The organism is Polaromonas sp. P3_C2 (genome assembly GCF_056402675.1).
Genome location: NZ_JBFUGX010000079.1, coordinates 1 through 9,832, shown reverse-complemented (window position 1 = coordinate 9,832; position 9,832 = coordinate 1). Strand labels below are relative to the sequence as shown.

The 9,832-nt window shown below is 63.5% G+C and carries 11 protein-coding genes; 7 read left to right on the top strand and 4 right to left on the bottom strand.

From position 1 onward, the window contains the following. Positions 1-2: 2 nt before the first annotated feature. Positions 3-668: a GntR family transcriptional regulator gene (locus tag AC1DWI_RS05500; protein ID WP_477668151.1), complete on the bottom strand. Its 666-nt coding sequence runs from the start codon at positions 666-668 to the stop codon at positions 3-5. Between the two features lie 80 nt (positions 669-748). Here AC1DWI_RS05500 and uraH point away from each other — a divergent pair, with 80 nt between their 5' ends. Further along, positions 749-1,102, top strand: a complete 354-nt coding sequence (uraH, locus tag AC1DWI_RS05495) for a hydroxyisourate hydrolase (RefSeq protein WP_477668150.1) — start codon at positions 749-751, stop codon at positions 1,100-1,102. Positions 1,103-1,187: 85 nt separating this feature from the next. Beyond that, on the top strand, positions 1,188-2,237 hold the full coding sequence (locus tag AC1DWI_RS05490; protein WP_477668149.1) for a tripartite tricarboxylate transporter substrate binding protein: 1,050 nt from the start codon (positions 1,188-1,190) through the stop codon (positions 2,235-2,237). A 150-nt stretch (positions 2,238-2,387) separates the two neighbouring features. On the opposite strand, the gene AC1DWI_RS05485 is transcribed toward AC1DWI_RS05490, so the two are convergent. Continuing rightward, on the bottom strand, positions 2,388-2,900 hold the full coding sequence (locus tag AC1DWI_RS05485) for a hypothetical protein (RefSeq protein ID WP_477668148.1): 513 nt from the start codon (positions 2,898-2,900) through the stop codon (positions 2,388-2,390). A gap of 170 nt (positions 2,901-3,070) precedes the next feature. Between AC1DWI_RS05485 and xdhC the strand changes: the two genes are divergently transcribed. Beyond that, entirely contained in the window at positions 3,071-3,907 is an 837-nt protein-coding gene (xdhC, locus tag AC1DWI_RS05480; protein WP_477668147.1) for a xanthine dehydrogenase accessory protein XdhC, read from the top strand. A 201-nt stretch (positions 3,908-4,108) separates the two neighbouring features. Beyond that, positions 4,109-5,338, top strand: a complete 1,230-nt coding sequence (locus tag AC1DWI_RS05475) for a urate hydroxylase PuuD (protein WP_477668146.1) — start codon at positions 4,109-4,111, stop codon at positions 5,336-5,338. A 30-nt stretch (positions 5,339-5,368) separates the two neighbouring features. Here AC1DWI_RS05475 and AC1DWI_RS05470 read toward each other — a convergent pair whose 3' ends face one another. Beyond that, positions 5,369-6,304 carry a LysR substrate-binding domain-containing protein gene (locus AC1DWI_RS05470; RefSeq protein ID WP_477724500.1) on the bottom strand — a complete coding sequence of 312 codons (936 nt, stop codon included), beginning with the start codon at positions 6,302-6,304 and terminating at the stop codon, positions 5,369-5,371. Between the two features lie 101 nt (positions 6,305-6,405). On the opposite strand from AC1DWI_RS05470, the gene AC1DWI_RS05465 reads away from it, so the two are divergent. Together AC1DWI_RS05465 and AC1DWI_RS05460 are read left to right on the top strand one after the other, a co-directional pair. Beyond that, complete coding sequence (locus AC1DWI_RS05465) at positions 6,406-7,494, top strand: tartrate dehydrogenase (RefSeq protein ID WP_477724499.1); 1,089 nt, start codon at positions 6,406-6,408, stop codon at positions 7,492-7,494. 79 nt (positions 7,495-7,573) lie between these two features. Next, the gene (locus AC1DWI_RS05460; RefSeq protein WP_477668143.1) at positions 7,574-8,554 is read left to right on the top strand and encodes a tripartite tricarboxylate transporter substrate binding protein; all 981 of its coding nucleotides are present in this window, start codon (positions 7,574-7,576) and stop codon (positions 8,552-8,554) included. A gap of 89 nt (positions 8,555-8,643) precedes the next feature. Here AC1DWI_RS05460 and AC1DWI_RS05455 read toward each other — a convergent pair whose 3' ends face one another. Continuing rightward, entirely contained in the window at positions 8,644-8,979 is a 336-nt protein-coding gene (locus AC1DWI_RS05455) for a DMT family transporter (protein WP_457279830.1), read from the bottom strand. Positions 8,980-9,112: 133 nt separating this feature from the next. On the opposite strand from AC1DWI_RS05455, the gene AC1DWI_RS05450 reads away from it, so the two are divergent. After that, positions 9,113-9,832 (top strand): glycerate kinase type-2 family protein (locus AC1DWI_RS05450; protein WP_477724498.1); only part of this gene is annotated, 720 nt, incomplete at its 3' end.

Here is a 9,832-nt window from a genome sequence, read left to right as displayed (position 1 = left end):
ACTCATGACAGTGCCATGGAAATATCGTTCGTCGGTACCTTGCGGTCAAAGGAGAGGCTCTTCTCGACATGCAGCAGATGGTCATTCATGAGGCGTATGGCCAGCGCTTCGTTCCTGGCGGCCAGCGCCTTGACGATTTCGGCGTGCTCGTCGTTGGAGTGTTCGGCGGCGGTGGCGGTCTGGTACATCAGGGTGATGAGGGCGCAACGCGAGGTCAGCTCGCCAAGCATCTGGGCCAGCACTTCATTGCCCATGAGCTCGGCTATGCGCACATGAAAGTCGCCCAGCAACTCCGTCCGGCCCGAAACGTCCCCGAGGTCGACCGCCGACTTTTCCCGCGCGACGTGTTCTTTCAGCGCCTTGATTTTGGCAGGGGTGACTTCGCGCACAAAGGCCCGCGTCATCTCGGCTTCGAGCATGCGGCGCACGGCAAACACCTGGCGCGCTTCCATCACGGACGGTGCAGCCACGAAAGCACCGCGCGCCGGCTCCAGGCGGATCAGGCGGTTTTGCGAGAGCTGGAACAATGCCTGCCGCACCAGCGTGCGCGAGACGCCGAAATGGTCGGCCAGTTTTTGTTCGGCCAGCTTGGTGCCCGGGTGCAGCCTGTGCTCCACAATGGCCTTGGTCAGGGCTTCGACGATGGTGTGCGTGGTTGACGATTCCATCAGTCGATAATAGCCGGAATGTCGAAAAGTGTATACACTTTTGGTAAACCGAAATTGAAAAACAATCTTCAGGGACTGCCATGGGCTTGAGCACACATGTACTGGACACCATGCACGGCACGCCGGCAGGCGGCATGAAGGCGTCGCTCTACACCACGCATGCGGGTCAGGCGACGCTGGTGAAGCACTTCATCCTCAATGAAGATGGGCGCAATCCCGATGGACTGCTATACGACAGCGCTAATCTGAAAGCCGGCACCTACCGGCTCGTGTTCGAGGTGGCGGCCTACTTCAAGGCGCGCGGCGTGAAATTGCCCGAGCCGGCTTTCCTGGACCAGGTGACGCTGGACTTCGGTGTGGCTGATCCGGGCTTGCATTATCACGTGCCCCTGCTGGTCAGCCCCTGGAGTTATTCCACCTACCGCGGTAGCTGAGCGGCGGCAAGCCAGACCGTGTCATGGCGCCGTCATCCGGGGCGGCGACAATCAGCGGTTTGTGCAACTTTCTTCCCCCTCCTCCATGAACGTCAAGCCCATGACCCTGAGCCGCCGCCAGGCCCTGCTGCTGTCCGCAGGCACCGCCGCCAGCCTCGTGGCTCCAGCCGTATTGGCACAAGGCCCTTCAGCGGGTTCTGCCGGCTCACCGGCCTCGGCCGCATCCGTTCCCGCCGGCATCTATCCTGAGCGCGCCGTCAAGATCGTCGTGCCTTTTGCCCCCGGCGCCGGCACCGACGCCATGGCACGACTGATTGCGCAAAAACTCGGCGAAACCATGAACGCCACCTTTGTAGTGGACAACCGTGCGGGCGCCTCGGGCGCCATCGGCACGCAGTACGTGGCGCAGTCCCCGGCCGACGGCTACACGCTGCTGCTGGTGGCCTCGCCCTTCACCACCGTGGCGGCCTCTTTGCCCAGCGCCAATTACGACCCGCTGCGCCAGTTCACGCCGGTGGGCATGATCGCCAGCGGCCCACTGGTCTGGGCTGCCAACACCAAGCTGCCGGCGAACACCATGAAAGAGCTGGTCACGCTGGCCCGGCAAAAGCCCGGTGCGCTGAACTACGGCTCGGCCGGGGCGGGCGGTGTCAACCACCTCGTGCTTGAGTTGCTGAAGGCCCGTACCGGTACTTTCATCACGCACATTCCTTACCGCGGTGTGGCGCCTGCCACCATGGACATGATCGGCGGCCAGATCCAGCTGATCACGGGCACCATCCCGGCCCTGCTGCCTTTCATCAAAAACGGCAGCATCAAGCCTTTGGCCGTAACGAGTGCCAAACGCTCAAGTGCCTTGCCCGACGTGCCCAGCATGACGGAAGCCGGCCTGGCAGGCATTGATGTGGTCAACTACTTTGCGTTGATGGCCCCCACCGGCACACCGCCCGCCATCGTCAACGCACTGAACGCTGCCATCAACAAGGTCGTGGCTTTGCCCGAGGTGGTGGCGCGGTTCAAGGCCGACGCCGTGGAAGCCGCACCCGGCTCGCCCGCATTGCTCGGCCACTTCATCGAAGCCGACTACCGCGCCTGGCGCAACGTCGTTAAAACCCAAAATCTGAAAATAGAGTGACCGCTAGTCGCTCTTGACGGCAGCGCTCAAAGCGCGATGCGAAGCGAGCCAACCAAGGCCAGCACGAGCCGTAGGACCGGCTTTGCCGGACTGCAGGCGGGCGGCCCCCTCGGGGGGCAGGGAGCTACACGAAGTGAGCGACCGTGGGGGCTAGTCTTGTCCTTCTGTGAGCGTGTCGAGCTGGAATTTGCCGCTCTTGTGCCAAAGCCAGGTATCGGTGTAGACCACCTTGCCCATGCGCGTAGGCGCCGGGAAGGGGGACGCCTGCTGGATGGTGCGTTCGATCTCCGCCATCACTTCGGGTGCATGGCGCGGTGCGCGCATCCAGTCCAGACGGGTGACGCGGCCGACCCGGTCGATTTCCACATTCAGCACGCCCACGGCATACAGCAGCGGTGGCATGCGGCCTTTGTAGATACGGTCGGAATTGAGGCCGTAGATATGCGTGGCACCGTCTTCCCGATAGGCACGCGGCGTGGTCGCCCCTGAGCTTCTGGCCGAACCTTGCGGGCCGGCGATCGGCCCGATCACTGGAGAGGGGTCTGGGGCTTTGGGTGTGGCGGGCGCAGGTTCCGGCGCGGTCTTGCAGGCACTGACGACGGCGGCAGCTGCTGCTGAAAGCAGGGCCACCAGCCAGAAGCGGCGCGGTGTGGAGTGGGGCATGTCTTGTCTCATCGTGCTTGCCTTTGCCGGCTTTTTGAACGGCCGGCTCATTGGATTCCTGATATACCTGCCATCATGCCCGGGAACTGCCCGGCGCCAAGGTAGTGCTAAGGTGGCAGTCAAGGCATTTTGCCCAATATTTCAACCCTCCAACCGCCAAGTCGTCACCAATGGTTTCCAGTGTCTCCAGTCTGCAACTTGAAGACTTCCTGACCCGCCTGGCCTCGGCGCCGGCGGTGCTGGTGGAGGTGGCAGAGGCGCACGGCTCGGTGCCTCGCGAGGCGGGAACCTGGATGGCGGTCTTTCCCGATGCGCTGGTGGGCACCATAGGCGGCGGCCACCTGGAATACGATGCCATCACCAGGGCGCGTGCGCTGCTCGCGGGTGACGCCGCCGGGCGTCAGGCGACAACACTGCGCGTAGCGCTGGGCCCGTCGCTGGGCCAGTGCTGCGGCGGCGTGGTGGCGTTGCGCTTTGAATGCGTCAGCGCGGGCGACACACCGGCGCTAGCCGTGCGATTGGGCCAGGCCGAGTTGACGCCGGTGGCGCTGTTCGGCGGCGGCCACGTCGGCCACGCGCTGGTGCGGGTGCTCGCCCCCTTGCCGTTTTCACTCAGCTGGATAGACAGCCGCGACGGCGTGTTCCCCGCCAGCGTGCCGCCGCGCGTGGTGGCCGAACATTCCGATCCCGTACAAGCCGCCGTGCCTGGCCTGGCGCCGCAGTCCCGCGTGCTCATCATGAGCTTCAGCCATGCGGAAGACCTCGACATCGTGGCTGCCTGCCTGCTGCGCCAGCGCGAGAAATCCGATTTACCCTACATCGGCTTGATCGGCAGCAAGACCAAATGGGCGGCATTCCGCCACCGCCTGGAAGCCCGGGGCTTCGCCGCGAGCGAGCTGGCGCAAGTGACGTGCCCCATCGGCGTGCCCGGCATTACTGGCAAGGAGCCGGAAGTCATCGCCGTGGCGGTAGCGGCCCAGCTGTTGCAAACCATCAACGCGGGTTGAGCGCGGCGCAGAAATTTTTCGGAGCTGAAGCCAAACTCTATAAACTTGGTGCGTCAGGCCGCAGCGGAGCCGGGAAGCCGGAGCTAACTTCAAGTTAGCGCCAGCTTCTTTTGTTCGCGGCCTTGTTTCTGCTTACAGCGCCCGCAGTGGTGAGCAGGTTGCACAAGGCAGCGCCCTCGCGTGCTGCATAGGTTGAGAGATATGGAAAACTACCTTCTCGACTGGGCCAACCTGCTGCTGCGCTGGGTCCATGTCATCACCGCCATCGCCTGGGTGGGTTCCTCGTTTTATTTTGTCTTTCTCGACAGCAGCCTCACGCCGCCCGAGGACGAAGACCTCAAAAAGCAGGGCGTGAGCGGCGAGCTCTGGGCCGTGCACGGCGGCGGTTTTTACCACCCCGTCAAATTCGCTGTCAAGCCGCCGCAACTGCCGGCGCACCTGCACTGGTTTTACTGGGAAAGCTACAGCACCTGGCTGTCGGGCTTTGCGCTGTTCACGATCTCCTATTTGTGGAACGCCGGCACCTACCTTGTCGACAAATCGCTGATGAACTGGTCGTCCGGCGCGGCCGGTGCGGTAGCGCTGTCCTTCTTTGTAATTTTCTGGATGCTGTACGACGGCATCTGCCAGATTTTCGGAAAATGGAAAAACGGCGACGCCATCGTCGGCGCGCTGGTGGCGGTGCTGGTGTGCGCAGCCTCCTGGCTGGCCTGCCACTGGTTTGCCGGGCGCGCGGCCTTCTTGCTGGTAGGCGCCATGATGGCCACCGCCATGAGTGCCAATGTGTTCTTCTGGATCATCCCCGGTCAGCGCAAGGTCGTGGCCGCCATCAAGGCCGGCGAGCCGGTCGATGCGGTGCACGGCCAGCGCGGCAAACAGCGCAGCGTGCACAACACTTACTTCACGCTGCCGGTGCTCTTCGCCATGCTCAGCAACCACTACAGCTTCACCTGGAGCCATCCGCAAAACTGGCTGGTGCTGATCCTGATGATGCTGGCCGGCGCCGCCATACGCCAGTTTTTTGTGCTGCGCCACGGCTACAAACTGGGCCGCAACCGCCACCCGTTGCCGTATGCGCTGGTGGGCGTGGCTGTCATCGCTGCCGTGATCGTCTGGATGAAACCTCCTGCCGCTGTGGTCACTATCAATTCAGTAGCTGGTGGCGCACATCCAGTGGGCGCCTCTGGCCAAAATAGCTTTCAACAAGTGCAGGCCATCATGGCCCAGCGCTGCTACCTGTGCCACGGCGCGCAGGTGCAGATGAAAAACGTGCGGCTTGATTCGCCCGAAGCATTGAAGCGCCATGCGACGCAGGTCTACCAGCAGGCGGTGGTCACACGGCTGATGCCCATGAACAATGCCACGGGCATCACCGAGGCCGAGCGGCAGGTGATCAGGCAGTGGTTCGATGCGGGCGCCAAAACGGAGTAAGCCGAGTAAACCGAGTAAGCCGGGCAAGCCTTACCAGTTGCCGGCCAGCCCCGCGGCGCGTGTGGACGGCTTGCTGAAATGCTGGGCCAGGAAATCCACAAAAGCCCTGACCCGCACCGAATGCTGATGCCGGGCCGGGTACACCGCATGGATGTCGGCTGCCGGTGTGCGGTAGTTCTCGAGCACCTGCACCAGCCTGCCGCTGCGCAGGTATTTGGCGATGTCCCATTCGGCGCGCATCAAAATGCCGTGACCGTCGAGGGCCCAGTTCACCGCAATCTCGCCGTCGCTGGTGCTGAGGTTGCCGTGCACCTTGATGGCCTGCGTGTGCTTGYCGGAAGCCAGGCGCCACATGCCGTAGGCCTCGTCGCCCTGGCGTATGCCGATGCAGTTGTGCTGCGCCAGGTCATGCGGCACCCTGGGCGTGCCGTGGCGGGCCAGATAGGCCGGTGAAGCGCAGAGCAGGCGGCGATTCGGTGCGATCAGCCGCGCAATCACGCGGGCGTCCGGCGGTTCACCGAAACGGACACAAACATCGAAGGCGTCTTCAGTCAGCGGCGGCGGATTGACCGTGAGCTGCAACTGCACTTCTACCCCGGGATGGGCTTTCACGAAACGCGAGATCAGCGGCGCCACATGGCTGCGGCCGAAGCCCACGGTGGCGTTCACGCGCAGCAGGCCCTTGGGCGCCGCCACGGCACTGGACACCTGCTGCTCCATGTCGTCAATGTCGGCCAGGATGCGGCGCGCGTGCGTGAGGTAAATCTCGCCTTCCTGCGTGAGGCTGGCGCGCCGCGTGGTGCGGCTCAGCAACTGCACCCCCAGCCTGGCCTCCATCTGCGCGAGCCGCTTGCTGATGGCTGCCGTGCTGACGCCGAGCTCGCGCGCCGTGGCCGACAAGCTGCCGTAGCGCGCCAGCAGGCTGAAAAAAGCCATCTCCGAGGGGGCTGCGTTGACTGGAATCATTCGTAACCTGTGGTTAACAGTAATCTTACTTTAGGGGGTTTTATTGTCTGTGCCAATCGTTACAGTGAGCAGATCACAACCGAGAAAACAGAGGAACCGACATGAAGACCTACAAGATCGCCTGCATCCCCGGCGACGGCATTGGCAAGGAAGTCATACCGGCCGGCCAGCAGGTGCTGCAGGCCCTGGCCGCCGCGCAAAAGAATTTCGACTTCAGCTTCAGTGCTTTTGATTGGGGCGGCGACTACTATCGCCGGCACGGCATGATGATGCCGGAGGATGGCCTGGACGCGCTGCGCGACAAAGACGCCATCCTGTTTGGCTCGGCCGGCGACCCGCACATTCCCGACCACATCACGCTTTGGGGCTTGCGCCTCAAAATTTGCCAGGGCTTCGACCAGTACGCCAATGTGCGGCCCACGCGCATCCTGCCCGGCATCGACGCGCCGCTCAAGCGCTGCACACCGGAGCAGCTCAACTGGGTGATCGTGCGCGAGAACTCCGAAGGCGAGTATTCAGGTGTGGGCGGGCGCGCCCACCAGGGCCACCCGATCGAAGTGGCCACCGATGTGTCGATGATGACCCGCGCCGGCGTCGAGCGCATCATGCGCTTTGCCTTCAGGCTCGCCMAGTCCCGCCCGCGCAAGCTGCTGACCGTGGTCACCAAGTCCAACGCCCAGCGCCATGCCATGGTGATGTGGGACGAGATCGCGCTGCAGATCAGCCGGGAGTTTCCGGACGTGACCTGGGACAAGGAACTGGTCGACGCCTGCACGGCCCGCATGGTCAACCGCCCCGCTTCGCTCGATACCGTGGTCGCCACCAACCTGCATGCCGATATCCTGAGCGACCTGGCGGCCGCGCTGGCCGGCAGCCTGGGCATTGCACCGACGGGCAATATCGACCCCGAGCGCCGCTACCCGAGCATGTTCGAGCCGATTCACGGCTCGGCCTTTGACATCATGGGAAAAGGTCTGGCGAACCCTATTGGCACTTTCTGGAGTTGTGTCATGCTGCTGGAGCACCTGGGCGAAACCGGTGCGGCCGCGGTGTTGATGGCCGCAATCGAAAAGGCGACCGCCAGCGCTGCGCTGCACACGCGCGACCTGGGCGGCAGCGCCACAACGGCGCAGGTCACCCAGGCCGTCTGTGCAGAGGTCGGCAGGCAGCGACTACTGCAGGCCGCTTGAGCCTTTCAGTGAAAGCCGGTGCAACCAGGCTACGCATGCCGGCGAGTTTTCCGCTTCAGAAACATTCAGGAGACACACCATGAAAGTTGAAGTGAAAAAGTGGATGGGCATTTTCTGCATGGCCGCAGTGCCCGCCGCCATGGCGCAGACTGCCGCGCCCGCAGCGGGTGTGGTGTGCCCCGACAGGAACGTGCTGTACTGGCAGGCCTTTCCACCGGGTGGTGAGTCGGACCTGTCGGCGCGCCACCAGCAGGTCGTGCTCAAGAAAAAATGCCCGGCCGTCGACACCATCATCCAGTACAAGGCGGGCGCCGGCGGCGGCCTGATGTGGGGCCAGATGAACAACCTGCCGGGCGACGGCCTCAATGTAGTGGGCATCAACCTGCCGCACATCGTGTTCCAGCCCATCGAGGGCGAGGTGCAGTACAAAACTGCCGACATCGTGCCGGTGTTCTGGTTCCACTACACCCCCGACGTGCTGGTGGTGCCCGAGAAAAGCCCTATCAAAACGTTTGCGGACTTCATCGCCGCAGCCAAAAAAGACCCCGGCAAGCTGAACCTGGGAGGCTCAGGGCTGAACTCCGCCAACCATGCGGCGCATGAGCGGCTCAACGCGGCTTTCGGCGTCAAGAGCACCTATGTGCCCTACAAGGGCACCGGGGACATGACGATGGCCGTGATCGGCTCGCAGGTCGACGGTGCGATGACCTACACGCCGTTTGCCATCGGCAACAAGGGCAGGGTGCGCCCGCTGGCAGTCGCCATGGAAAAGCGCCACCCGATGATGCCCGACGTGCCTACCTTCAGGGAGCTTGGTGTGGACTGGGTGGACGGCGCCTACCGCGGCATTGGCGTGCCCAAATCCACCCCGCTGGAAGCGCGCAAGCGGCTGTCCGACATGTGGGCCGTGCTGAACAACGATCCCGAGATGAAGGAGCTTGCCGCCAAAAACGGCTTTGAGCTCGTCAACGTGGGCCAGGAGCAGATGGACGGCTTCATGAAGGAGCGCATCCGTATCTACACCGAAGGTGCGAAGCGCCTGGGCCTGGGGAAAAAGTAGCTCCCGGCGCCGGTCGGTTATGGCTTCAACTCCAATGCCGGATCTTTACCGTGAGATGAAAGTCCTGTTGGGGCCTCAAGACCGGGGCCTCAGTGGAGGCTGGTGGTGTTGGAAAGAAGGTTCAACACCACCACGCCGGCAATGATGAGCGCCATCCCCACCATGCCCCAGAGGTCAATCTTCTGCTGGTGAACGAAGAAACTGGTGATGCTGATCAGCACAATGCCCAGGCCCGACCATATGGCGTAGGTCACGCCGGTGGGGATGGACTTCATCGTCACCGTGAGGAGATACAGCGCGGTGCCATAACCCGCGATGCTGATCAACGAGGGCACCAGGCGCGTGAAACTGTCGCTGGACTTGAGTGCCGTGGTGGCAATGACTTCGGCAACGATGGCGATGCCCAGGGCCAGGTAGGCGTTCATGAGACTCTTCTTTCTGCTTCGGTGGATGATGGCTCATTCTAGGAAACTGCCTTTCCGGCGAAATCCCAAACCATCCCGCGTTTCCGGGTTACTGCCCGGTTACCACGGCACAATCCGGGGTGGAGACATTTCAATGACTGCAGCCAAGACACCTACCCCCGGCACGCCCATCCCGGACGCCGCCACCCAGCCGCGCCAGTTCCTCGAGCACCTGTACGCCGCCGCCGTTGCGCGCGCGCTGCCGCTTGAGAACACCGCACGCTACCTGCCCAAACCGCCCACCCCCGAAAGCGGCGGCCGCACCATCGTGATCGGTGCGGGCAAGGCCGGCGGTTCCATGGCGCAGGCGGTGGAGGCACTGTGGCCCGCCGACGCGCCGCTTGAAGGCCTGGTTGTGACCCGCTACCACCACATTCCGCCGCGCCCCGAGGGACTGAAACAGCGCATCGAGGTTGTCGAAGCCGCGCACCCGGTGCCGGACGCGGCAGGGCTGGAAGCTGCACAGCGCATCCTGGCCATGGTGCAGGGGCTGGGCAAAAACGACCTGGTGCTGTGCCTGATCTCGGGGGGCGGCTCGGCGTTGCTGACCTTGCCGGCCGAAGGCTTGACGCTGGAAGACAAGCAGCGTATCAACAAGGCGCTGCTCAACAGCGGCGCCAATATTTCCGAGATGAACTGCGTGCGCAAACATCTCTCGCGCATCAAGGGCGGCCGCCTGGCCGCAGCCTGCGCGCCGGCGCGTGTGGTGACGCTGACCATCAGCGACGTGCCGGGAGACGATCCGTCCATCATCGCCAGCGGCCCTACTGTGCCTGACGCCACCAGTTGCGCCGAGGCGGTGGCCATCCTGCAG